The organism is Anaerococcus nagyae, assembly GCF_040364225.1.
Classification (GTDB): domain Bacteria; phylum Bacillota; class Clostridia; order Tissierellales; family Peptoniphilaceae; genus Anaerococcus; species Anaerococcus nagyae.
The window spans coordinates 279,629-303,918 of sequence record NZ_AP031484.1; the positions used below are offsets into that span (position 1 = coordinate 279,629).

The 24,290-nt window shown below is 32.2% G+C and carries 23 protein-coding genes, 1 pseudogene and 1 other annotated feature; of the genes and pseudogenes, 20 read left to right on the plus strand and 4 right to left on the minus strand.

Annotation, left to right across the window (positions count from 1 at the left end; translation table 11 throughout):
- Positions 1–52 precede the first annotated feature (52 nt).
- Positions 53–284 (plus strand) — a binding site (T-box leader).
- 56 nt (positions 285–340) lie between these two features.
- The 11 genes from ABXG81_RS01335 to ABXG81_RS01385 all read left to right on the plus strand — a co-directional run bounded on the left by ABXG81_RS01335 (position 341) and on the right by ABXG81_RS01385 (position 13,368).
- The gene (locus ABXG81_RS01335) at positions 341–1,549 is read left to right on the plus strand and encodes an amidohydrolase (RefSeq protein WP_353528938.1); all 1,209 of its coding nucleotides are present in this window, start codon (positions 341–343) and stop codon (positions 1,547–1,549) included.
- Positions 1,542–2,570, plus strand: coding sequence for a methionine ABC transporter ATP-binding protein (locus ABXG81_RS01340; protein WP_209814734.1), 1,029 nt, complete (start codon positions 1,542–1,544; stop codon positions 2,568–2,570). The genes ABXG81_RS01335 and ABXG81_RS01340 overlap by 8 nt, the downstream gene beginning before the upstream one ends.
- A complete protein-coding gene (locus ABXG81_RS01345; protein ID WP_117521896.1) occupies positions 2,557–3,222 on the plus strand; it encodes a methionine ABC transporter permease in 666 nt (221 codons plus the stop codon). The genes ABXG81_RS01340 and ABXG81_RS01345 overlap by 14 nt, the downstream gene beginning before the upstream one ends.
- Before the next feature lie 11 nt (positions 3,223–3,233).
- Positions 3,234–4,091: a MetQ/NlpA family ABC transporter substrate-binding protein gene (locus ABXG81_RS01350; protein ID WP_101540364.1), complete on the plus strand. Its 858-nt coding sequence runs from the start codon at positions 3,234–3,236 to the stop codon at positions 4,089–4,091.
- Positions 4,092–4,111: 20 nt separating this feature from the next.
- Positions 4,112–4,990, plus strand: a complete 879-nt coding sequence (locus ABXG81_RS01355) for a MetQ/NlpA family ABC transporter substrate-binding protein (protein WP_353528939.1) — start codon at positions 4,112–4,114, stop codon at positions 4,988–4,990.
- A gap of 67 nt (positions 4,991–5,057) precedes the next feature.
- Positions 5,058–5,513, plus strand: coding sequence for a hypothetical protein (locus ABXG81_RS01360; protein ID WP_288223422.1), 456 nt, complete (start codon positions 5,058–5,060; stop codon positions 5,511–5,513).
- A gap of 182 nt (positions 5,514–5,695) precedes the next feature.
- The gene (locus ABXG81_RS01365; RefSeq protein WP_209814731.1) at positions 5,696–6,178 is read left to right on the plus strand and encodes a glutathione peroxidase; all 483 of its coding nucleotides are present in this window, start codon (positions 5,696–5,698) and stop codon (positions 6,176–6,178) included.
- Position 6,179: 1 nt separating this feature from the next.
- Positions 6,180–6,665 carry a hypothetical protein gene (locus ABXG81_RS01370; protein ID WP_117521892.1) on the plus strand — a complete coding sequence of 162 codons (486 nt, stop codon included), beginning with the start codon at positions 6,180–6,182 and terminating at the stop codon, positions 6,663–6,665.
- Between the two features lie 249 nt (positions 6,666–6,914).
- A complete protein-coding gene (ileS, locus tag ABXG81_RS01375) occupies positions 6,915–10,028 on the plus strand; it encodes an isoleucine--tRNA ligase (protein ID WP_353528940.1) in 3,114 nt (1,037 codons plus the stop codon).
- Between the two features lie 154 nt (positions 10,029–10,182).
- On the plus strand, positions 10,183–12,108 hold the full coding sequence (locus tag ABXG81_RS01380) for an acyl-CoA dehydrogenase family protein (protein WP_117521890.1): 1,926 nt from the start codon (positions 10,183–10,185) through the stop codon (positions 12,106–12,108).
- Positions 12,109–12,114: 6 nt separating this feature from the next.
- Positions 12,115–13,368 (plus strand): FprA family A-type flavoprotein, encoded by a 1,254-nt coding sequence (locus ABXG81_RS01385; protein ID WP_209814730.1) that lies wholly within the window; start codon positions 12,115–12,117, stop codon positions 13,366–13,368.
- A 308-nt stretch (positions 13,369–13,676) separates the two neighbouring features.
- Here the strand turns inward: ABXG81_RS01385 and ABXG81_RS01390 are convergent.
- The 3 genes and pseudogenes from ABXG81_RS01390 to ABXG81_RS01400 all read right to left on the minus strand — a co-directional run bounded on the left by ABXG81_RS01390 (position 13,677) and on the right by ABXG81_RS01400 (position 15,604).
- Positions 13,677–14,975 (minus strand): annotated as a pseudogene (locus ABXG81_RS01390) (IS256 family transposase).
- A gap of 146 nt (positions 14,976–15,121) precedes the next feature.
- On the minus strand, positions 15,122–15,241 hold the full coding sequence (locus ABXG81_RS01395) for an LDCC motif putative metal-binding protein (RefSeq protein ID WP_281063119.1): 120 nt from the start codon (positions 15,239–15,241) through the stop codon (positions 15,122–15,124).
- A 93-nt stretch (positions 15,242–15,334) separates the two neighbouring features.
- Entirely contained in the window at positions 15,335–15,604 is a 270-nt protein-coding gene (locus ABXG81_RS01400) for a macro domain-containing protein (protein WP_306490250.1), read from the minus strand.
- Between ABXG81_RS01400 and ABXG81_RS01405 the strand changes: the two genes are divergently transcribed.
- From ABXG81_RS01405 to ABXG81_RS01440, 8 genes are all read left to right on the plus strand, one after another.
- Entirely contained in the window at positions 15,546–15,698 is a 153-nt protein-coding gene (locus ABXG81_RS01405) for a DUF1232 domain-containing protein (protein ID WP_245325759.1), read from the plus strand. The two genes, ABXG81_RS01400 and ABXG81_RS01405, sit on opposite strands and share 59 nt — an antisense overlap.
- A 260-nt stretch (positions 15,699–15,958) precedes the next feature.
- Complete coding sequence (locus ABXG81_RS01410; protein ID WP_353528906.1) at positions 15,959–17,182, plus strand: IS110 family transposase; 1,224 nt, start codon at positions 15,959–15,961, stop codon at positions 17,180–17,182.
- A gap of 213 nt (positions 17,183–17,395) precedes the next feature.
- Positions 17,396–17,842: an NUDIX domain-containing protein gene (locus tag ABXG81_RS01415; protein ID WP_209814728.1), complete on the plus strand. Its 447-nt coding sequence runs from the start codon at positions 17,396–17,398 to the stop codon at positions 17,840–17,842.
- Between the two features lie 181 nt (positions 17,843–18,023).
- Positions 18,024–18,752, plus strand: a complete 729-nt coding sequence (locus ABXG81_RS01420) for an ABC transporter ATP-binding protein (RefSeq protein ID WP_353528941.1) — start codon at positions 18,024–18,026, stop codon at positions 18,750–18,752.
- Entirely contained in the window at positions 18,730–19,779 is a 1,050-nt protein-coding gene (locus ABXG81_RS01425) for an S-layer protein (RefSeq protein ID WP_117521881.1), read from the plus strand. Before ABXG81_RS01420 ends, ABXG81_RS01425 begins: the two co-directional genes overlap by 23 nt.
- On the plus strand, positions 19,766–21,157 hold the full coding sequence (locus ABXG81_RS01430) for an ABC transporter permease (protein WP_117521880.1): 1,392 nt from the start codon (positions 19,766–19,768) through the stop codon (positions 21,155–21,157). The genes ABXG81_RS01425 and ABXG81_RS01430 overlap by 14 nt, the downstream gene beginning before the upstream one ends.
- A 10-nt stretch (positions 21,158–21,167) precedes the next feature.
- On the plus strand, positions 21,168–22,352 hold the full coding sequence (locus tag ABXG81_RS01435) for a hypothetical protein (protein WP_353528942.1): 1,185 nt from the start codon (positions 21,168–21,170) through the stop codon (positions 22,350–22,352).
- 64 nt (positions 22,353–22,416) lie between these two features.
- Positions 22,417–23,331, plus strand: a complete 915-nt coding sequence (locus ABXG81_RS01440; RefSeq protein ID WP_117521877.1) for a hypothetical protein — start codon at positions 22,417–22,419, stop codon at positions 23,329–23,331.
- Between the two features lie 74 nt (positions 23,332–23,405).
- Here ABXG81_RS01440 and msrB read toward each other — a convergent pair whose 3' ends face one another.
- On the minus strand, positions 23,406–23,849 hold the full coding sequence (gene msrB, locus ABXG81_RS01445; protein ID WP_117521876.1) for a peptide-methionine (R)-S-oxide reductase MsrB: 444 nt from the start codon (positions 23,847–23,849) through the stop codon (positions 23,406–23,408).
- Positions 23,850–23,996: 147 nt separating this feature from the next.
- Between msrB and ABXG81_RS01450 the strand changes: the two genes are divergently transcribed.
- Complete coding sequence (locus ABXG81_RS01450) at positions 23,997–24,278, plus strand: co-chaperone GroES (RefSeq protein WP_117521875.1); 282 nt, start codon at positions 23,997–23,999, stop codon at positions 24,276–24,278.
- The last annotated feature ends 12 nt before the right edge of the window (positions 24,279–24,290 follow it).

Consider the following 24,290-nt stretch of genomic DNA (forward strand, 5'->3'; position numbering starts at 1 on the left):
TGTTTGACAAAGAATTTCTTTGGTGGTATTATATTTTCATCAAATAGTTTTACAAAACCATATGAAAAGAAGAGTAGTCTAGATGGATAATCTACAGAGAGCCCAGTATTGGTGAGATGGGTGACTAAAAGTTTAGATGAAGATGGCCTTTGATGGGGCAAGTCGATATTAGATTTGCACGGGACTTCCCGTTATAGAAGTAGAGTATGATAGTACTTGATGAGAGTATGTATGCGTGAGTATACATAAATTAAGGTGGTAACGCGAATAATATCGTCCTTAGATTCTAGAAATAGAATTTAAGGGCGTTTTTTTATTGACAAATTTAGAAAGGTAATTTATGGCAAGTAATGAAAAAATAAAAGAGAAAATAGACCAATACTTTGCTGATACTGTAAGTCGGAGAAATTACTTACACGAAAATCCTGAAGTAAGTGATAAAGAATATAAGACAGCAGAATATTTAAAAAAAGAATGTGAAAGGCTCGGTCTTTTAGTAGAAGATGCAAAAAATACTACTGGATTTACAGCCTTGCTCGATACAGGAAAAACTGGTAATACTTTAGGAATTAGAACTGATATAGATGCACTTCCTATACTAGAAAGTGAGAACAATTTAAAAAATAAAAAGACTGTAGTTTCAAAAAATAAGGGAGTAAGTCATGCTTGTGGACATGATTCACATATGGCTACACTTTTAACAACAGCAAAGATCCTAACCGATTTTAAAGATGAACTAAGTGGAAAAATTTACTTTATCTTTGAAGAAGGTGAAGAAACTGGCGGTGGGATCGATGCAATGGTTGAGCATTTAAAAGATAAAGATTTAGATGCTTGCTATGGTAACCATCAATCACCATTTTTAGAAGTAGGACAAATAAAAGTCTTAAAAGGCCTATCTCATGCAGGATGTGCTGGAGTAGAATTTGATGTTATTGGTAAGGGAGGTCACGGTTCAAGACCAGATAAGTGCATCAATCCTCTTACAGCTACTGCAAATATTGTTACTGCTCTTACAACAGCTTGGGTTAACCAACTTGATGTAAGTAAGACAGTAACTTTTGGACTTGGCTCTATAAATGGTGGATCTGCTTCAAATGTTATTCCTGATAGATGTAATGTAAAAGGGACATTGAGATTTTTTGATGATAAAGCTGGGGAAGATGCTCTCGAAGTTTTAAAAGAGGTAGTAAATACTACTGCTAGGGTTCATAAATGCTATGTGGAATTTTCTGATTATACAAGAATAGTTGCTTATCCAACTATCAATGATCCAGATCTTGCGGAAAAAGTTATAACATCTCTTAATGATATTTATCCAACCTCCTTCTTAGATGGTAATCCCACTTATGGCTCAGAATCATTTTTTGGATATTCTAAACTTTGTCCATCAGTTTATACTAAGTTTGGAGTAAGAGATGAGAAAAATGGAATTTCAGCAGGATCTCATACACCGGAATTTGATATAAATCCAGAAGGGATCAAATACGCTGTAGGACTACAAGTAAAATTTGCACTAGACTTCCTAAAAGGAGCTTTTGATGATTGATTTAAAAAATATAATAGTAGACTTCGATGGCTTTAAGGCTGTAGATAATGTAAACCTAAAGGTAGAAAAAAATGATATATATGGAATAGTAGGATTTTCTGGAGCTGGGAAATCAACACTTGTCAGAACTATAAATCTTCTTCAAAGACCTACATCTGGTGAAGTCCTTATAAATGGAGAAAATATTTTAGATTTACCTAAGAAAGAACTTAGAGCAAGGAGAAAGAACATAGGAATGATCTTTCAACATTTTAATCTCTTAAATAATATTACAGTCCTAGATAATGTGATCTACCCTATAAGAAAATTAAAAATTCCTAAGGAAGAAAAGGTTAAAAAAGCTAAGGATCTTTTACAAGTAGTTGGTATAGGAGATAAGGCTGATAATTACCCAAGAGAATTATCAGGAGGACAACAACAAAGATGTGCTATAGCAAGAGCTTTAGCATCTGATCCAGAAATCTTACTTTGTGATGAAGCAACAAGTGCCCTAGATCCCAAAACTACTAAGCAAATATTAAAACTTTTAAAAGATCTTAATGCGAAGCTTGGTCTTACTATAGTTATCATTACTCATCAAATGGAAGTTGTAAAAGACCTATGTAATAAGTGTGCGGTAATGCAAGCAGGTAAGATCATAGAAGCAGGACCAACCATAGAAATTTTTGCAAAGCCTAAAGAACCATTAACTAGAGAATTTGTAGAAACTTCTACAAATGTAGCTGAAACTATAGAAGAAGTTAAGCAAAATATTGGAATTCTTAAGGATAATGAGTTACTTGTAAAGCTAAATTACATAGGAGCATCTACTACAGAACCTCTTATAAATGACCTTTATGATAAGTTTGGAGTAAAGACCAATGTACTTGCAGGAAATATAGAGTTTATAACAGGAATTCCAGTAGGAAATCTTATAGTAAGTCTTTCAGGGGATAGAGAAAATTTAGGTAAGATAGGAGATTATTTAGAAGAAAGAAATGTTGATGTAGAAGTTTTAGGAGGTAAAGATGGGATTTTTTGATTATTCCTACTCCATAAGAGATAGGATAGCCCAGAACTTTAAGACAACCTTATATATGTTATTTTTCTCAGCAATATTTGCAGGAATATTTGGTTTAATCCTTGGGGTAATAATGGTTGTTACTGACAGGAATAGGATTTTGGAAAATAAAGTTGTGTATAGCATACTTGATAAGCTGACAAATATTTTTAGATCTATTCCTTTTGTAATCTTAGTGGCTCTTGTAGCTCCTATTACAAAAAATATTGTTAATACTAGAATTGGCCCAAAGGCTGCTATAGTACCCCTAGTATTTTCTTGTGTACCATTTTTTGCAAGACAAGTTGAGCAGGCTTTAGCAGATGTAGATCCAGGTAAGATTGAAGCTGCAGAATCTATGGGAGCTTCTCCATTTCAGATTATAACTAGTGTTTATTTAAGAGAAGGACTTCCAAGTATAATAAGAGCTTCATCCATTACTCTCATATCACTTTTAAGTTTAACTGCTATGGCAGGACTTATAGGTGGTGGAGGAATAGGTGATTTAGCCATAGCTGTAGGTTATCAACGCTACAAAGACGACGTTGTAGTAGTAAGTGTTATTTTGATATTAGTAGTCGTATTTATTATTCAGGCCGTTGCAAATTTACTAATTAGAAAAACAAGTCATTAAGGAGGAAAGTAATGAACAAATTAGGAAAATTAACTTTAGGATTAGCTCTAGCATTAGGATTAAGCGCATGTGGATCAAATGATGCAAATGAAAGTACAAACAAAGGTACAGAAGATAAAGCTCAAACAGAAGTAAGCGATACAATTAAAATTGGTGTTGTAGGTGAAAAAAATGAAGTTTGGGATGAAGTTATCAAAAGATATGAAGAAGGAACAGGCAAAAAAGCGGAATTAGTTAAATTCTCTGATTATGCTCAACCAAATGAAGCACTTATAAGTGGAGACATAGATGTAAATAGCTATCAGCATTATAAATTTTTAAATGAATTCAATGATGAACAAGGCGAGGAAAAAGTAGTTTCAATTGGTGATACAATGCTTGCTCCATTAGGATTTTATTCAAATCAAATAAAAAGCTTAGATGATTTAAAAGATGGAGATAGGATAGCTATTTCAAATGACCCATCCAATGGCCCAAGAGCCTTATTCCTCTTACAAAGTGCAGGAATTATAAAAGTAAAGGGCGAACCAGGAGAATCAATTACCCTAGATGATATAACAGAAAATCCAAAGAACTTAGAATTTATAGAAATGGATCCAGCTCAAACGGCAAGAAGCTTAGATGATGTGGTAGCAGCTGCCATAAATGATAACTTCGCCCTAGATTCTGGTTTAAGTCCAAAAGAAGATGCTATTTATCTAGAAGACCCAGAAGATCCAGATGCTAAGATTTATGTAAATGTTATTGCTGCAAGAGCTGAAGATAAAGACAATGAAGCATACAAAGAACTTGTAAAATATTATCAAACAGATGAAACAAAAAAAGATTATGATAAATACACAAATGGTGCTTGGATAGCATCTTGGTAAAATAAATTTAGGAGAATAATTTGAAAAGAATAAGTAAAATAGGTCTAGGATTAGCCTTGATATTAGGACTTAGCTCATGTGGAGCAAATAATAATGAAACTAAACAGCCTGCAGAAAATAATGCAAAGACGGAAGAAGCGACAAGTACAGATCCACTAGAAGGTAAAGATGTTATTAAAGTAGGTGTTTGTGGTGAACATAACGAAGTTTGGGATGATATTATAGAAAGATATAATGCTGGTAATGATAGAAAATTAGAGTTAGTTAAATTCTCAGAATATAGAGAACCAAATGAAGCTTTAATAGCTGGAGACATTGATCTAAATGCTTTCCAACATAAGAAATTTTTGAAAGAATTTAATGAAGAAAGTGGTTCGGACGTAGTTTCTATAGGAGATACTATGATTGCTCCTCTTGGAATATATTCATCAAAAATAACCGATATTAAAGATTTAAAAGATGGAGCTAGAGTAGCAATTCCAGATGATCCATCAAATTCAGCAAGATCATTATTTTTACTTCAAACTGCAGGTCTTATTAAAGTCAATGGTGAAGATGGAGACAATATAACAACAGATGATATAACAGAAAATCCACAAAACCTTGAAATTATAACCCTTGGATCATCTCAAACGGCAAGAAGTTTAGATGATGTAGACATAGCTTGTGTTAATTCAGGAATAGCAGTAGATGCGGATTTGATACCATCAGAAGATGCTCTCTTCTTAGAAGATCCTAAAGACCATGATAAGCAAATCTACGTAAATGTTATAGCTACAACACAAGCTAACAAGGATAGCGCTATACTAAAAGACTTAGTAGATAATTATTATCATACAGATCAAACTAAAAAAATAGTAGACGAATCATCAAAAGGATCAGAATTTCCAGCTTGGTAGGATGAAACTTTTATCTTTCTCTCTTGGGTAAATATATAGTATAAAACTAAGCTAAGGAGAGAAGAAAATGAGATATAAAAGAAAAAGCAAAGAGTTGATATTTATAGTAGTTGGGATCTTTCTTCTAGCAGGACTTTTATATAGTTTTTTTAAACAAAATTCTAACGGTATAGCAAAGATATTTGGGCCATATGAAATGACAGAGGTTTATAAATCTGAGCGAGCTTTTGGTAATGATTATTTTGATATTTATCAGTTAAAACTTAAAGATACTACTACGACTTTAGACGAAAAAATCATAGGTAAAGACTATTACGAAAAGGTCAGAGGGTTCAAACAGATTATGGATACAGAAAGTTCTAATATAGAAAATTATAATCGATTACTAGAATCTATTAATTCTATAGAAAAAGCAGATGGAACAAAGTACTTCTATGAACAAAGTCAAAGAGGAGACCACAGGATAATATATATTTATAATTCTGTAAAAGATTTAGGTTATCTTTTTGATTTACAAATATAAGTGTAGATTGAGAGACTGTTGCAAAACTATGAATAATTATCGTTCCATAATTAGAAGGTTCTCCTAATGATTTTAGGACGATTTATTCATTCTGCAACAGTCACTTTTGTGTGTATTTATGATATCTTTAAACGTTATAAATATAACGTATAATATTAGCAGAGTTAAACAAAGGAGTTTATATGACGACTATTTATGATTTTAAAGTAAAAGATACAGAAGGTAAGGAAGTTTCCCTTGATAAATATAGAGAAAAAGTCTTATTAATAGTAAATACAGCTACGGAATGTGGATTTACACCTCAGTATGATGGTCTTCAAAAGTTGTATGAAACTTATAAAGATCGTGGATTTGAAGTATTGGATTTTCCATGCAATCAATTTGGAGGACAAGCTCCAGGCACGAATGAAGAGATAGCTAATTTTTGCACAGCAAGATTTGGAACAACTTTTGATAGGTTTGATAAAATAGATGTAAATGGAGAAAATGAAGATCCTCTTTATACTTTCTTAAAAAATTCTCAAGGAGGCATTTTTGGGGATAAGATTAAATGGAATTTTACAAAGTTTTTAATAGATAGACAAGGTAATGTAGTAGAACGCTATTCTTCACAAAAGAAACCTGAAAATATAGCAAAAGATATAGAAGGATTATTAGATAAATAATATGGATCAATTAGTAAAACTGGCCAAGGATTCTATACAATATTACTTGGATAATAAAAAATATATAAATGATTATGATGATAGTTTTAAAAGTAATAATAATGGAGCTATAGTTATAGTAAATAGAGATGACAAAACAGAATTTAGTGGATCAATCTACCCTACTCGTTCTGATATAGGTCTGGATGTAATTCATGAAGCTGTAAACGTAGCTGTTTTTAATAATGGTATAGATTTAACAGATGGCAATGTGGATGAGCTAAATATAATGGTTTATGAAGTGACAAAAGTCAAGCAAATTCAATATATGGAAGAATTTGGAATGTATCACGGTTTGCTTTTAAAATACAATAATAACAGTGCTATGGTATTTAGAAACGACTACGAATCAGACTATCAAATGTTTGAGGATGCTATAGAAAAGGCAAATGTAGATAGTCACGATGTATTTACTTTAGAGAAATTTAAGATCATTAAACACATATAGCTTGACAATAGAAAACTAATAAGTATTATTTAATTAGAATATTATACAAATGTTATAAAGACCAGTAACTTTTATGGAAACTTTAGAGAGGCATGGTTGGTGAGATGTGCTAGTGAAAGTAAGAGTGAATATCATCTTTTAGTTTAGTAAGTGAAAAAAGTAGCTTATTACGAAAACCAATCGTTAAGAGTAACTATTGAAATAAGTGGATCGTCTGTATGGACGGTCCTTTTTTAGTAAGGAGAAGAAATGAGTGAGTTTAAGTCTTTAGATACTAATCAAACCCGTAAACGTGAAGGAGAGATAGAAAAGTATTGGCAAGAAATAGACCTACTGGATCAAACTTTTAAATCTCGTGAAGATGCTGAGGAATATATAATATATGATGGACCTCCAACAGCAAATGGTAAACCAGGCATTCATCACGTCATAGCTAGAACTTTAAAAGATATGACTAGTCGTTATAAGAATATGAAAGATTATAAAGTTCTTAAAAAAGCTGGTTGGGATACACATGGTTTGCCAGTAGAAATAGAAGTAGAGAAAAAATTAGACTTCCATGATAAGAATGATATAGAAGATTATGGTATAGAAAAGTTTAACAAGTTATGTAAGGAGTCTGTATGGACTTATTCTGATATGTGGCGTGATATGTCAGATAGGATGGGATATTTATACGATATGGATCATCCATATATAACTATGGATAATGACTATGTAGAAACTGAATGGTATCTTCTAGATAATGCTTTTAAAAAAGGTCTAATCTATGAGGGAGCAAAGGTTATGCCATACTGTCCAAGATGTGGTACAGGACTTGCAAGCCATGAAGTTGCCCAAGGTTATCAGATGGATAAAACTATAACTCTTACAGTTAAGTTTAAGAAAAAAGATACAGAAAATGAATACTTCCTAGCATGGACAACTACACCATGGACACTTCCATCAAACGTTGCACTTTCAGTAAATCCAGAATTAGAATATGTGAAAATTCATGATAAAACTGATGATTGCTATTATTACATGGCAAAATCTCTTTCAGAAAGTCTAATGGAAGGTCACGAATATGAAGTAGTAGAAACTTTAAAGGGCTCTGAAATGGAATACATGAAATATGAGCAACTTTTACCATATGTAGATGTAGATTCTGATCATGCATTTATAATAACCTTAGCTGACTATGTTTCAGCAGAAGACGGCACAGGTATAGTTCACTCTGCACCAGCCTTTGGTGAGGATGACTATCAAATAGGTAGAAAATATGGTTTAGCCTTTGTACAGCCAGTTGATTTGGAAGGTAATTTTACAGAAACTCCTTGGAAAGGCCAATTTATTTTTGACACTAACGAAGACATTTGGCATCATTTAGTAAATGATGGCAAAGTATTCAAAAAACAAACTATAGAGCATAATTATCCACACTGTTGGAGATGTCATACACCACTTGTTTATTATGCAAAACCATCTTGGTATATAGAAATGAGCAAATTTTCAGATGAGATGGTAGAAAATAATAAAAATGTAAATTGGTTTCCTGAAACTATAGGTGAAAAGCGCTTTGGTAATTGGATAGCAAATGTAAAAGATTGGGCAATATCAAGAAGCCGTTACTGGGGTACACCACTTAACATTTGGAAATGTGATGATTGTGGGCACACACGTACAGTAGGATCTCGAAAAGAGCTAGCAGAACTTGCCACAGAGGATATAGATGAAAATATAGAACTACACAGACCATATGTAGATAATGTATCTATAAAATGTGAACATTGTGGTGGGACAATGCATAGAGTCCCAGATGTAATAGATGTTTGGTTCGATTCAGGAGCAATGCCTTTTTCACAGCTACATTATCCATTTGAAAATAAAGATTTATTTGAAAATTACTACCCAGCTGATTTTATATGTGAAGGCATAGATCAAACACGTGGATGGTTCTACTCATTAATGGCAATTTCTACTATAACTATGGGAAAAGCTCCATACAAAAATGTTCTTGTAAATGACCTAGTAGTAGATAAAGATGGACAAAAAATGAGTAAATCAAAGGGCAACACCCTAGATCCATTTGAACTTTTCGATAAGTATGGTGCAGATGCAGTTAGATTCTATTCTTTATATGTATCACCAGCTTGGATGCAAACGAAATTTGACGAACAAGGTCTAATAGAAGTTAAAAACAACTTCTTTAGAACTTATGAAAATGTATATAATTTCTTTAGTCTATATGCCAATACAGATAACTTAGAAGTAGAAGATTTAGTAAATATTGGTGATGTTAATTTAGAAAAGATAGATAAGTGGTTATATTCTAGACTTAATTCCCTAGTAAAAGACTATTATGAGCAAATGGAAATCTTTGAATATAACAAAGTAGTTCATATGATTTCTGATTTTGTAGTAGAGGATCTTTCAAATTGGTATATACGTCGTAATAGAAAGAGATTCTGGACTAGTGAACTTACAGAATCCAAAAAAGCTGTTTACAAGACGACTTATGATGCGCTAATTACTATAGCAAAATTAATAGCTCCTATAACACCATTTATAGCTGAAGAAGTTTACAGAAACTTAACTGGTGCAAAGACTGTCCATACAGAACTTCTTCCAGAAGCTAATGATTCTTTAATAGATACAAATCTAGAAGCTGATATGGATTTAGTTCGTAAGATTGTAAACTTAGGACGTGCTTCACGTGAAAAAGAGTCACTAAAGGTTCGCCAACCACTTGCAAAAATAATTGTAGATGGATCTTATGAACAAAGAATAGTAGGCCTAGTTCCTCTCATAAAAGAAGAGCTAAATATCAAGGAAGTTGAGTTTGCTGAAGACTTATCTGAATTTATGGATTATTTCTTAAAGCCAGATTTTAGAGTAGTAGGACGTATATTCCAATCCAAGGTAAATGACTTTGGTAAATACCTACAAAATGTAGATGCTAAAGATTTTGTATCAAGGACTGAAGCGGGCCCTGTTGAAATTGACCTAGATGGAGAAAAATATCAAGTTGAAAGAGATTACTTAGATGTAAGAATCTCTGCCAAAGAAGGTTTTGATGTAGAAATAGATGGCAATGTATTTGTTGTTTTAGATACAGAAATTACAGAAGATCTAAAAGACGAGGGCTATGCAAGAGAATTTATTTCAAAAATCCAAAATATGAGAAAAGATTCTGGATTTGAAGTAACAGATAGAATAGATATTGCTTATCAGTGTGATGATGATCTTAATAGGTCAATAGAAAAATTTGCAGATGAAATAAGATCAGAAACTTTAGCAGATACTTTAGAAAGAAAGAATGTAGATATAAATTCTATAGAACTTAATGATAAAAGTATAGCTGTAGAAGTAAAAAGAAAATAAAAAATTTCATAAATATTTTTAATAAAAAATTAAGACAGGATGGGTAATTTAGCCGTTTTCCTGTCTCTTTTTATCTATAGCAAAAAAGTAGGAATTGACAAAACGTTTTCAGCGAGTTATACTTAATTTAGATAGTAAATTTAAGGAGGTTTAAATGCTATTTAGAACTACAGACGAGCATGAAGCACTACGTAAAAAAGTTAGAGCTTTTGCTGAAGAGAAAGTAAAACCTATTGCTTTTGATCTTGATCAAAAAAATGAATTTCCAGATGACATTGTAAAAGAAATGGGCGAATTAGGATTTATGGGTGTACCATATCCAAAAGAATATGGTGGAGCCGGCTTAGATGCTATTTCTTATGCTATCACAGTAGAAGAATTATCTAGAGTTGATGGCGGAGTTGGAGTAATCTGTTCAGCTCATACATCATTAGGTTCTTGGCCAATCTTTGCTTATGGTACAGAAGAACAAAAGAAAAAATACCTAACTCCTCTTGCAAGTGGTAAAAAATTAGGCGGATTTGGTCTTACAGAAGAAAACGCAGGTTCAGATGCAGGTGGTACAGAAACTACAGCAGAGCTTGATGGAGATCATTACATACTCAACGGTAAAAAAATATTTATTACAAATGCACCAAAAGCTGATACTTATGTTGTATTTGCAGTAACAACACCGGGTATAGGAACGCATGGTATTTCAGCTTTCATAGTAGAAAAGGAATTCGAAGGATTTACCTTCTCTGATCACTATGATAAATTAGGTATAAGATCATCATCTACAGCTGAGCTACATTTTGACAACGTAAAAGTTCCTAAAGAAAACTTATTAGGTAAAGAAGGCCAAGGCTTTAAGATTGCCATGGAAACACTTGATGGTGGTAGAATTGGTATAGCAAGTCAAGCTTTAGGTATAGGTCAAGGAGCTTATGAATCAGCCCTAGCTTATGCTAAAGAACGTGAACAATTTGGTATGCCAATAGCTCACTTACAAAGAAATACATTTAAACTTGCTGATATGGCCACATATCTACATGGTGCAAGACTTATGATTTATCATGCGGCAGATCTAAAAACTCATCATGAAAGATACTCTGCGGAAGCTGCTATGGCTAAACAAGTTGCATCAGACTTAGCTATGCAAATAACTACAGAAGCTATCCAACTTTACGGTGGTTCAGGATTTATTAAGGGTGTTGATGTAGAAAGATTCTTTAGAGATGCAAAAATCACTCAAATCTATGAAGGAACCAACGAAATTATGAGAGTTGTAGTTGGAGCTAACACAGTAGGTCGTCCTCCCAGAGTTAAAACAGTTGGAGGAAAATCTAAACAAGGTCCAATCGCAGGAGTTAGAAAAGGCGAAATCTTTGAGGGAGATCCTAAAGAAGCTGTTAAGAATTTAGTAGCTGCTCTTAAAAAAGACGGATACGACTTTACAGTAGGTATCGACCCATGGACACCAGTTACAGAAGCTGAAAGAATAGTAGTAGCAGGTCGTGGTATAGGTGAAAAAGAGAATATGAAACTTATAGAAGACTTAGCTTACCAAGCAGGTGCGGCTATATCATCATCTAGACCAGTTGCAGAAACTCTTAAATATGTACCACTTGATAGATACGTAGGAATGAGTGGACAAAATTTCAAAAACAACTTATATATTGGTGTAGGAGTATCAGGAGCAGGACAACACTTAAAAGGTATCCGTGATGCATCTACAATAGTTGCAATTAATAACAGCAAAAACGCTCCAATATTTGCAAATGCAGACTATGGTATAGTTGGAGACTTTAAAGAAGTATTACCATTATTAATAAAGGAATTAGACAATGGTGAAGAAAAGAAACCAGCTCCACCAATGAAAAAAGTTAAGAGAAGTAAACCTCGTAAGATGGCTCCAAAAGAAGATCTATATGTAGATTTAGGTTCAGGTTATGAATATGACCCAGAAGTAGGAGATCCAACTCAAGGTGTAGAACCAGGTACACCATTTGATAAGTTACCAGATAGCTGGGTTTCTCCAGTATCAGGTGAAGCAAAAGAAGAATTCATTAAAGTTGAATTCCCAGAGGATAGAAAGTAGGCAAGTATGTATACAGTTAGAAAAGTAACAGATGACTTATATTATGTAGGTGGGGATGATAGAAGACTAGCCCTATTTGAAAATATTTTTCCTATTCCAGAAGGAGTTTCCTACAATTCCTACTTACTAATGGATGAAAAAACAGTTTTAGTAGATGCAGTAGATTGGGCAATTACACGTGAATACATGTTAAATGTTGACCGTGTACTAGATGGACGTGACCTAGATTATCTTATAGTAAATCACATGGAGCCAGACCACTGTTCATCAATCGAGCTTATGCTACAAAAATATCCAAATCTTAAAATTATCTCAAGTGAAAAAGCTATTCTTTTCATGAGACAATTTGGATATCACGTAGATGATAGATATATCGAAGTAAAAGAAGGCGATACAATGAACTTTGGTAAGCATACCTTAGCTTTCGTAGAAGCACCAATGGTTCACTGGCCAGAAGTACTAATGACTTATGATACAACTGATGGAGTATTATTCTCAGCAGATGCCTTTGGTTCATTTATAGCAAATAACGGTAGATTATTTGCAGATGAAGTAGACTGGGATCGTGACTATCTAGATGAAGCACGTCGTTATTACACAAATATAGTTGGAAAATACGGAACATTTGTACAAAAAGCTCTTGAAAAGGCAGGAGGACTAGACATTAAATACATTTGTCCACTTCACGGACTTGTATGGAGAGATGATTTTGGATATATCTTAGATAAATATACACATTGGTCAACCTATGAACCAGAAGAAGATGGTGTACTTATAGTATATGCATCTATGTATGGTAATACAGAATTTGCAGCTCAAGCTCTAGCCGCAAAACTTTGTGAAGCAGGTATTACAAATATCAGCCTAAGAGATGTATCAAATACTCACGTTTCAGTTCTAATAGCAGAAGCCTTCAAATATTCAAATATAGTACTTGCATCAGTAACATACAACTTAGGTGTGTACCCACTAATGCAAAATTTTATAGAAGATATGAAAGCCTTAAATGTTCAAAATAGAGCTGTATCTATTATAGATAATGGTTCATGGGCTCCACAAGCAGGAGAAAAAATGGAAAAATATCTAGATGAAGAAATGAAACTCATGGATGTTCTTCCAGAGCAATTAAACATGGTAAGCTCATTAAAAGCAATGAAAGAACCAGATATGGATGCTATAGTAGAAGGAATCCAAGATTCTATTAAAAAACGTAAAGAAGAAAAAGAAAAATCTAAATCTCAAAATAAAAGTAAAAAATAAGTGATTATCAAAAAAACTGGCGCAAAGGCTCATTGAATTAGGGATTTTAGAAAACTGATTTAGAGAGTCTTTAGGTGGCAAGCAGAAAGGCTATGAGTTTAATGCTCATAGCCGTTTTTGCGGGTCTGTAAATAATTTTGTGTATCAACCTAAATCCTGATATAAGGGTAAGGGTTGATACATTTTTTGTGTATCAATATTTGTCCATTCCTATAGGAATGGAGCTTTTTTAATTGTACACAACTTTAATAAGCTGTCAAATTTTCATGAAAATTTGCAGCCGATTTCATACTAAATTTTTATCTTAATTAAAACCTCCCTTCAAAAAATATTGATAATTGGGATAAGATTTGATCCCAGCCTCGTATTCTATATGTCCACTTACTTGAGGCATCTACCATTGCTAGATACAAGCTTTTTTGTAGAGCATAGTCATTTGGAAATATGATTTTATTTTTGGTCACTTTTCTTAGTTGCCTATTGAAGTTTTCCATAGCATTTGTTGTATATATCAGTTTTTTTATTCCTTCTGGATATTTAAAATATGTCGATAATTCTGTCCAGTTGTTTTTCCAAGAGCTTACACACATTGGATATTTTTTACCCCATTTTTCTTCAAAGACTCCTAAATTTGTTAAGGCTAAGTCTTCTGTTGGTGCCTTGTATACTGCTTTTAGGTCTTTCATTAATTCTTTTATGTCTTTGTAGGATACATACTTTGTGGAGTTTCTTATTTGATGGATTATACATTTTTGTATTTCTGCTCTTGGATATTCTGCTTCTATAGCCTCACTAAATCCTGGTAGATTGTCTGTTGAGAATATTAATATATCTTCTAGTCCTCTTTCTTTTAGACCATTTAATACTAAAAGCCAGTATTTGCTTGATTCGTTTTCTCCAACCCATAGTCCTAGTATTTCTTTAAATCCTTCTAGGTTGTAGCCTAGGGCAATGTAGACTGCTTTTTTGACTACTATATTGTTTTCTCTTACATGGTAGTGTATAGCGTCTAAAAAGACCATTGGATAGATTTTTTCTATTGGTCTATTTTACCAGGGCCTGCCCCAGCCCATTCTTTCCAACGAATGAAATGAGTTGTAGAAAGATTGAGGCGAGGGTACTCTTCTATGTTTGGTAGTATTTTTTTTGTTATTTTACTTACCATTGTTTCTGATATGCCAAAACCATAAATATCTTTGATGTGAGATGATATGTCCCTTGTTGTCAGGGCCTGCCCCAGCCAATAATATCCAACGAATGAAATGAGTTGATGATATTATTAGGCGAGGGTATTCCTTTGCCATACATTGATATTATTTGATTTTCTATGTTTGATATGTCTTTTTCATATTTCTTTAATGATTGTGGTTCAAATGTTCCTTCTCTATCTCTTGGTATGTTTAAATCTATATTTCCATATGATGATCTAACTGTTTTTTACTAGTACCATTTCTTGTATTTAATGATAGTGGTTTTTCTCCATATTCATAGTCTAAATGCTCATCTAATTCTGCTTTTAAAAGTTCTTCCATTGTATCGCCTAAAAGATCTTTTAGTGCTTCTTGAATATCTTGTGAACTTTTAGGCTGATATTCTTCAATTAACATTTTTGCTATTTTGCTTCTTTTTGTCTCTGGTCTTTTTCTTGGCATAAAAATTCCTCCTGATTAGTTTTCACTTACCCTAATCAGGAGGTTTCTATACACAAAATTTTACACAGTCTCCGCCATGGTCATTTTTTTCTTTATTTATATTATCTTTTGTTCATTGAACAACAATCTAATTTTTCATTTCCAAAAGATTTTTTATTTTCTTCTGCTAGATTTTTCAAGAATTTTTCCCATCTATTTTTTATTGATTCAAAGATTTTCATATTTTACCTCCTAGGGTAATTATTTGTAAATTTTCTACAATAATATTTATACCAGAAAAAATTATTTTTTTCAATTTTTTATCTCCCTTTTTCCTATCCCATAATTAAAGACAGGATATCTTTTACAAAAGTGGAAAGATAAACTTCCATTTCATTATCTTTTAAAAATTCATCGATTGTTCTTTTTGCTACAAAAAACGCATCTTTTTCTGGAAATCCATAAATACCTGCAGAAATTAAAGGAAAGGCTATAGATTTTATTCCCTTTTCCTTTGAAAGCTTTAGAGAATTTCTATAAGCAGTAATGCCTGCCGATTTGATAAATGATATGATTCCTTTTTTAGGAATTTTGGATGATGCAATCGTCCTTCCATTTCTAATTTATATAACAAGCAAAATGATCACAGATTCAGTTATGGATAAGGAAAAAATTGAATATGTAGAAGAAAATAAATAAAAGGGAGCTAAGTCGCCAGTTTTTAGTACCATAAATAGTGTAAGAAAGAAAATTATTTCTATCTTGCACTATTTTTGTATAATTAAGAAGTAGTATGACGAGTCAGTTTTAGGGTTAAAATATCCGTCATAAAAACTGTCAACTACCTCTTCATTATTCAAATTCGGTTAAGCAGGTTGGGCAAAACGTCCGTGTCACGAGCTAAAATGAGTGTAATGGTGCAGGTAGGAACTATAAATTAAAGGAAAGAAGGTCATAATATGATATCTATAGGGATAGACATAGCAAAAGAAAAGTTTACAGCCTGTGCATTAGAACAAGGTAGCAAAATCGTTCGGAAGCCTTTTGATGTTCATCTTAACAAAACGAAAGTAGAAGAATTTTTTAAAAAACTAAATTCATTAAATGAAGAAGTCAAAATAGTCATGGAAGCAACAGGGAAATACCATCTTCCAATCCTCTATGAATTAAAAGATAAAGGATACTTTGTAAGTGTAGTAAACCCTTTGAAAATGAAACAGTTTTGTCGAGTACTTAACTTTAGAAAAGCAAAAAATGATAATATAGATGCCATACAAATAGCAGAATATGGCTTAATGTACTGGAAGGAATTACAAGAATATAAAGTGGATTCAGAAAATTTCAGAGTCCTAAAAAAATTAAACAGATCCTATCAGCACTATATGGACCTAAGAATCAATCAAATGAACTTCATAGACCAAACAATAAGCCAAACATTTCCAGGAATAAAAAAATTAATTCCACATGCTTCAGGAGACTTTTCAAAAGATAAACTATTGGATTTCTTAGAAATATGGTGGCATAAAAATTTAGTATTAGAAAAACCAGAAGAAAAATTCATAGAAGATTTTAAAAACTGGGCAAAAGAAAAGAGATACCATCCTAATGCAGATAAAGCTAAATCCATATACAAGCTCGCAGAGGAAAGTATCTCAACTCAACCTTCTAATAGCTCATATATAAAGACTAGCATACAAGAAGGAATAGAATTGATAAAACATATAAATCAAATTTTACACACTATTTTATCACAAATGATGGAAATTGCCGAGCCCTTAGAAGAATATCAAGAAGCAAAGAAATTCTCAGGAATATCAGATAAATTAGCAGTGCAAATTACAGCGGAATTTGGAGACTTATCAAAATTTAAAAACAAAAAAAGTTTAATATCATTTGTAGGAATAGATTCACCACCATATGAGTCAGGGAATTTTAAAGCCGATCAGAGAAAAATAACAAAAAGAGGCAATGCAATACTAAGAAAAGTAGGTTATCAAGCTATGAAATGCATGATGAGCGCAAAAGATACTGAAAACGATATATATCTGTATATGATAAAAAAAGAAAAAGATGGAAAGGCTAAGAAGATTTGTAAATTTGCAGGATTAAATAAATTCTTAAGAATATACTATGCAAAAGTTATGGCATCAAAACAAGAAAAGAAGGTATTAAAAGCAGCATAGAATTAAGAATACAATAATTAAAACAGGCCGACAATAGCCGGCTTATTTGGTATGGTCAAATTTAAACTCAAAATAACAAGTAGAAAAGTAAAATTAATTTGCTTTTCTCCTTGACTTTTGTTAGCAGGTTTTTATGCCTAAAAGTCGATAAATTTTTAAATAAAGATAAAATATTTATAAGTTTAAGATATAAGAACTAGTAAAGGAAATAATATGAAAACCAGACTTATGAACATGATAAAAATAAAAAATGAATCTACAAATGAAGTAGTAGTTCTAGATAAGGTCAAGAAAGAAGGATGGGAAGGTCTTACTTTTCCAGGTGGAAAGGTAGAAGAAGATGAAACACTCATAGATGCAGCTATAAGAGAAGCTAAAGAAGAAACAGGGTTAGATATCAGTAATCTTAAATTTTGTGGATTCATTACTTGGATAAGTAATGGCAAAAAAGATGTAGGGCTTTTGTATGAAACGAGTACCTTTACTGGAGATCTTGTGCCAGAAAACAGAGAAGGTCATCTGTCATGGATAAACTATGATGAATTCAAAAAGATGAATGGGATGAGTTGGTCTATGGATAAGATATTTAAAATTTATGAGGGAGAATTCCAGGAAGTATTTTGGAACTTTAATACAGATGAAATTAAATATATAAAGTAAATTAGAAGCTCCTTTAGAGCTTTTTTTAAAACAATTATTAATTTTCCTTAAAAATATATATTATATAAGTTTTATTGCTTTGCTAATATAAAGATGATATAATTTTCTCAAAAGTGTATGGCGAATAACGTAACACCTTATGCTTTTAAGTATATTGTAATAGCTAAAATAAGGAGTATTCATGGCGCTTATAGAAGTTCGTGATTTAAAAAAATATTATAAAGTAGGAGGAAATATAATAAAAGCCTTAGATGGTATCAATCTTGATATTGAAAAGGGTGAATTTATTGCTCTGCTTGGAACTAGTGGATCTGGAAAGTCCACTTTATTAAATTTACTGGCAGGACTAGAGTACCCTACTCGTGGGTCTATAAAATATGGCAATATCACTTTAAATGAACTAAAAGAAACAAAAATAACCAAGTTTAGAAACCTAAACATAGGCTTTGTCTTCCAATCCTATAACCTATTACCCTATCTTACTGCCTGGGAGAATGTATCCCTTCCACTTACATTTAAGGGTATAGGCGTAGATGAAAGAAAAGAAGAGGCCTATAAGATTTTAAAAGAAGTTGGTCTTGCTAACAGGATGAATAATAAGCCTAATGAGTTATCAGGTGGACAGCAACAGAGAGTTTCAATAGCTAGGGCTTTTGTAGGTACTCCAAAGATAATTTTTGCTGATGAACCTACAGGAAATCTTGATACTAAGACGAGTTTTGAAGTAATGCAACTTATAAAAGATATTACACGTGAAAATGATCAGACTTTTATAATGGTAACTCACGATGATGAGATGACAGAATTTGCAGACAGGACTCTATTTATGAGAGATGGAAAGATACAAACAATACATAAGAATTTAACAATTGATGAGGTTTTAGAAGATGACTTACTACCAACAAATTAATGGTCAAAAAGAGAATGACCAAGCTTCAAACGAACAAGTTCAAGATAATGATCAACAAGCAGTGCAAATGAAAAATCAACCTAAGCTTATACTTTCAAATTACAGTCTTAGTCCCCAAACTGTAGAGGCAGGTGGTGATTTTAACTTATCATTTAGTCTTTATAATACCAATGCAAAAAATACCATATATAATTTAAAAGTTACTATAGATCAGCAATTAGCATCTCAACCTCAATCCAGTGGAGAAAATAATGCTATGGTAAGTGATGGGTCAGTATTTACTCCAAATAACACATCCAATTCATTTTATGTAGCAGCTCTATATCCATGGAATACTGCAGATAGAAATATTTCTATGAGTGTTAATCCAAATGCTGTTGCAGGCAACTATGTTATAGGACTTACCTTAGAATATGAAGATTATATGGGCAACCAATACCAAACAAAGGAATCCATAGGAATACCTGTTGTTCAAAGGGCCAATGTAACGTTAGGAGAAGTTAAACACGATGATCTTATAGTAGGAAGTCCAAATCAAGTTTCTGTAAATATCTATAATACAGGAAAAGATAATCTAAATACCTTTATGTGCGATGTCGTTGGTATGGGATTTAGCATAGATAATGACAGAAAATTTATAGGTAATTTTAACTCAGGAACTACAGAGAATTTCACTTTCAACGTGACACCAGAAGAGGAAGGACCAGTTAAAGGAAGAATTCTCTTAACCTATGAGGATTCCGCAGGCAATGTTCATAATCAAACTCAAGAATTTAAAGCAGAAGCAACATCTATGGATGCTGGAGGAGAAGAAGGCACTACTGTTGACCCAGAAACAGGAGAAATGATTCCAGTAGATGGAGGCGCAGATAATAATATGCCAGCAGAAAACAATGGAGGAGTGCTAAAATCACCATTTTTCTGGATTGGTCTTCTTGTAATCATTGTTTTAATAGGTCTACTAATAAAAAAACGAAAAAAAAATAAAAAAGATGAGGAGTTAATCATAGACGATGAGGATATCTGATAGATTTATAATGGCACTTAGGAATCTTTGGCGTCGTAAATCTAGGACTATCCTTACTATCTTATCAGTGGTAATAGGATCTACATCTATAATTTTAATGTTAGCCTTTGCTCAAGGAATCTCTAATAGTCAAAAAGAGATGATAGGATCTTTCCAAGGGCTTACTACTATTAATGTTATGGATGGATCTGGTAAAGACAATCTTAATATTGATGATAGGATTATAAATGAATTAAAAAGAGTAGACCACGTCAAAGCTGTTGTGCCAAGTAAGAATATATATGTAGATTTTAAGATAGCTGATACTGAAGATTATGGTATGGAAGGTTCTATAAATGTAATTCCAGATGATATTCTATCTCTAATAAGTCAAGACGATTTAGAATGGGGTAGCGTTCCAAGTCCAAGTGATGATGACAAGGTCTTATTAAGTTCAAATGTATCTGCTAATAAAATTACACCTATGAGTGAAGGAATGTCTATGGAGCCTGTAGACGATTTTGACTACCAAGCACATAAATATTTTTTACGATTAGGTTGGCAAGATGAAAGTGAAGATGATGGTGTCAACTTTGGTAATGAAGAAAACATTCAAAATCCAGAAAATACAGTTTCTAAAGAGGATAAGAATAAGCCAAAATCAATAGATGTGCCTATAGAATTAGCAGGTAAGCTAAGTAATTCCTCATTTCTAGATGGATGGGGCTCTTATATATCTGAAAGTACCTATAAAAAGTTAAAAGAAGAAGATAAAAAATTAGCATCACCAAGTTTAAATCAAAATTTTGATGAAAAAGGCAACCCGATAGAAGAACCCAATGATAAGATAAAATTTGATAACTTGCAAGTAATAGTAGATGACACAAAAAATGTAGCATTAACAGAAAAAGCTATAAGAGAGTTAGGCTATCAGACAAATTCTATGGCTGAAGCTAGCAAAGAAGTAGAAAATTCCACTCGCAATATTATGCTAATACTTGGAGGTATTGGTTCAATCGCCTTTATAGTATCCGCAATTGGAATAATTAATACAATGCTTATGAGTATTTATGAGAGACAAAAGGAAATTGGGGTAATGAAAGTAATAGGAGCAAGTGTATCTGATATCCAGACCATGTTCTTAATAGAATCTGGTTTTATAGGTTTTTTCGGAGGAATATTAGGACTATTGATATCTTTATTAGCTGGAAAGATTATTAATGGCGCATTTGCTGGCATGAATGATATGGGTATAGATACAAGTAAGATAATTATAATTCCTGTATGGCTAGCCTTAGTAGGTGTAGGTTTTTCAGCTTTAGTAGGAGTATTGGCAGGATACCTCCCAGCAAGACGAGCTACAAAACTATCAGCTATAGATGCACTTAGATCAAATTAAGGAGAAAAATATGAAAAAGAAGAACTTAGCAGTGTTACTACTAACATTTGGCTTGGTAGGATGCGGCAATAACAATTCCCCAACCCCACCACCAGCTAAAGATGATACAGAAAAAACAGAGTCAGTAGAAACTAATGATACCCAAGTAATAGATGTAAAAAAAGCAGAAGATAACCAAGAAAATAGGGAAGAGACTGCTCAAAATAAAGAAAAAGAAGATTCTACTGATCAAAATGAGGAAGATAAGAAAAAAGAAGAAAACAAAGTAGAAGAAGAAAAAGATGAGGAAAATACGAATAAAGAAGTAAGTGAAGATGATTTGTTTTTTAATCAATTCGGTCCATTTACAAGCGTAAATGAAAATGGAGAACTAGTCGATGAAAATGGAAAAGCTTTAACAGGCACAGATTCAAATCATTATGATTATGTAAAATATACAAATAATGTTTTTGTAAAATCTAAAAATGATATTTATGATTCAGTATCAATTGTCAGAATGAATGATAAAAGTATAGAAACCTTATTTGAGTTCCCTGCAGTTGATGATTTCCGTCCATTGGGTATGATTGGTGATAAAATTTATGGTTATCATGAACAAAACTCAAAGGCAGAAATCAATGGTACACCAACATTAGATACAGAAGAATCTGCCATTGGCTATGTAGATTTAGCTACAGGTGAAGTTCATGATTTTGATGCAACATCAGATGGTATAACAGGGGGTGCTGTAGTAATTGATGGTGAATTACAATTTACCAAGCCTGGTGATAATAGTGATCAAAATGCCTACAATTTTGACTTATATAAACTAGACTTATCAAAAGGAACTGACCAAGAAGCGGAATTATTGGAAAAAAACTTTGATCTCCAATACTTGTTTGGTCAAAAAAGATTTAAAAACGGAAATCCAGTTTGGAAAATATATAGAGCAGATAATGACAATATTTATGTCAATGATCAAAAATTCCCATTTTTATGGGCAGAACAAGGCTCTCAGGAAATCATAGGAAATAATATTTTCTACTATGAGAGTAAAGAAGTCAAAGATAAATTATCTCGTCCAGTCAAGATTATAAATATGACAAGTGGAAAAACTGTTCTTGACACTCAGGTTAGAGGTATGAAAATTTCAGGAAATAAACTTTATTATCTAAATACTGACAACAAATTAGAGTCAATCGACATCGAACTTTAATAACCTAAAAATTAGAACCGCTTAAAAGTGGTTCTTTTTTTGATTTTCATAGTATAATATATTTATGAAAAAGTTTAAGATATTATTGGGATTTTTTATATTTTTCCTTGTAGCTTGTTCTAGTGATACTCCAAATGCGACTTTAACAGGAGATCCTATAGATACTAATAAGGTTCAAATATACTACGATCCCATAGATAAAAAATTAGTGAAATTTAATCCTAATGGCAATACTAGTGATATCATAAACCCAGAGTTAAATCAATTTGCTTATGATATAAATAATGCAAACAATGTCTTTGTAACGGGAGATAGTAAAAATCATAAGTATAAGCTTATAAAAATCAATGGAGAAGATATAAAGACTCTACATGAGTTTGGAAGTGGAGAAGAAATTTTCCCTATAGGCTATAATGGTGGGGATATATATTTTATACATAGCTTTTATAATCAAAACGGCGAAGAAAAAGAAAAAAGAACTATAGGCTTAATTAATCTAGAAACACTTGAGGTAACTGATATAGATAGTGTCAAAGGACTTTTAACAGATGGAATAGTAAGCCCAAATAATATATATTATACGGTTTATAATAACGAAAATAACTACTATGAACTTCACAGAAAATCCATAGAAGAAGGTAAGAAAAGCGAAGATCCAGAGTTAATAAGCGTAGGTTATGAAACCCCCGAGCTATATTTATCAAAAGACTTATACAATGAAAAAGAAATAATGAATTTATATGCGTCAGATAAAAATAGAATTTATTCTAAAGAAGAATTTTGGAATAAATTTGGAGCAAATTATTTCAAACCGACAACTGTTATAGGTATAGATAAAAAAGATGACAATAGGATGAAAATAACTTTCATAGATAAAAGAACAAAAGAAATAGAAAATGAAGTGATGGATGTAATAGGAATAAGATTCGAAAATGATAGTATAGTAGTAGCAACTAGTTCGGGAGCTAGTAAGTATTAAAATAAAAAAGAACTTTTGTAAACTTATATGATTTTACAAAAGTTCTTTTTTATTGTAGGCTTAAAAAATATTTTTTATTCTTCAAATAAACTCAAATACTCTCCATATCCTTCTTCATCAAGCTTATTTTTAGGGATAAATCTTAAAGAAGCTCCATTTATACAATATCTAAGTCCACCCAAATCACTAGGGCCATCATTAAATACATGACCCAGATGAGAATTAGCATACTTGCTTCTAACTTCAGTTCTCACCATACCATGTGATACGTCTTCATTTTCACTAATTTCTATTCCGTCAATAGCTTTGGTAAATGATGGCCAACCACACCCTGCATCATATTTATCAATTGAGGAAAATAAAGGCTCTCCAGAGACCTTATCCACATATATTCCTTCTTCATAAAAATCATCTAATTCTGAAGAGAAAGGCCTTTCAGTAGCTGCATGTTGGGTAACTTCATATTCTAAGTTTGTGAGTTTTTCTCTTAGTTCTTTATCACTTGGTTTCTTATACATAGCATTCTCCTTCTATATTACTTATATTATATCCATAATAATAATTATATAAAATTATTTGATTTTTTTATCAATGGTAGTACACTATAAATGTAATTAGCAATTAGCATACTTGAGTGCTAAAACAATACTTAAGGAGATAAATAAATGGAATTAAAACCTATCGGAGATAGAGTAGTAATCAAAAAAGCTGAAGCTGAAAAAACAACACAATCAGGAATAGTTCTTCCAGAATCTGCACAAGAAAAACCAGTATATGCAGAAGTTGTAGCTATAAGTGAAGATATTTTAAATGATGAAAAGAAAAAAGATTCTCTTTCTGTAGGAGATAAGGTAATTTATTCTCAATATGCAGGAACAGAAGTTAAGCTTGATGATACAGATTATATAGTTGTTAAATATGTAGATATATTAGCAGTTGTAAAATAATAATATTATTAG

Coding starts and splice junctions, on each gene's coding strand:
- ABXG81_RS01380 (WP_117521890.1), top strand. CDS start 10,183: ATGCTATTTAGAACTACAGACGAGCATGAAGCACTACGTAAAAAAGTT.
- ABXG81_RS01350 (WP_101540364.1), top strand. CDS start 3,234: ATGAACAAATTAGGAAAATTAACTTTAGGATTAGCTCTAGCATTAGGA.
- ABXG81_RS01345 (WP_117521896.1), top strand. CDS start 2,557: ATGGGATTTTTTGATTATTCCTACTCCATAAGAGATAGGATAGCCCAG.
- ABXG81_RS01415 (WP_209814728.1), top strand. CDS start 17,396: ATGAAAACCAGACTTATGAACATGATAAAAATAAAAAATGAATCTACA.
- ABXG81_RS01385 (WP_209814730.1), top strand. CDS start 12,115: ATGTATACAGTTAGAAAAGTAACAGATGACTTATATTATGTAGGTGGG.
- ABXG81_RS01335 (WP_353528938.1), top strand. CDS start 341: ATGGCAAGTAATGAAAAAATAAAAGAGAAAATAGACCAATACTTTGCT.
- ABXG81_RS01425 (WP_117521881.1), top strand. CDS start 18,730: ATGACTTACTACCAACAAATTAATGGTCAAAAAGAGAATGACCAAGCT.
- ABXG81_RS01340 (WP_209814734.1), top strand. CDS start 1,542: ATGATTGATTTAAAAAATATAATAGTAGACTTCGATGGCTTTAAGGCT.
- ABXG81_RS01440 (WP_117521877.1), top strand. CDS start 22,417: ATGAAAAAGTTTAAGATATTATTGGGATTTTTTATATTTTTCCTTGTA.
- ABXG81_RS01410 (WP_353528906.1), top strand. CDS start 15,959: ATGATATCTATAGGGATAGACATAGCAAAAGAAAAGTTTACAGCCTGT.
- ABXG81_RS01360 (WP_288223422.1), top strand. CDS start 5,058: ATGAGATATAAAAGAAAAAGCAAAGAGTTGATATTTATAGTAGTTGGG.
- ABXG81_RS01420 (WP_353528941.1), top strand. CDS start 18,024: ATGGCGCTTATAGAAGTTCGTGATTTAAAAAAATATTATAAAGTAGGA.
- ABXG81_RS01435 (WP_353528942.1), top strand. CDS start 21,168: ATGAAAAAGAAGAACTTAGCAGTGTTACTACTAACATTTGGCTTGGTA.
- ABXG81_RS01430 (WP_117521880.1), top strand. CDS start 19,766: ATGAGGATATCTGATAGATTTATAATGGCACTTAGGAATCTTTGGCGT.
- ABXG81_RS01365 (WP_209814731.1), top strand. CDS start 5,696: ATGACGACTATTTATGATTTTAAAGTAAAAGATACAGAAGGTAAGGAA.
- ABXG81_RS01450 (WP_117521875.1), top strand. CDS start 23,997: ATGGAATTAAAACCTATCGGAGATAGAGTAGTAATCAAAAAAGCTGAA.
- ileS (WP_353528940.1), top strand. CDS start 6,915: ATGAGTGAGTTTAAGTCTTTAGATACTAATCAAACCCGTAAACGTGAA.
- ABXG81_RS01395 (WP_281063119.1), bottom strand. CDS start 15,241: ATGAAAATCTTTGAATCAATAAAAAATAGATGGGAAAAATTCTTGAAA.
- msrB (WP_117521876.1), bottom strand. CDS start 23,849: ATGTATAAGAAACCAAGTGATAAAGAACTAAGAGAAAAACTCACAAAC.
- ABXG81_RS01370 (WP_117521892.1), top strand. CDS start 6,180: ATGGATCAATTAGTAAAACTGGCCAAGGATTCTATACAATATTACTTG.
- ABXG81_RS01405 (WP_245325759.1), top strand. CDS start 15,546: ATGCCTGCCGATTTGATAAATGATATGATTCCTTTTTTAGGAATTTTG.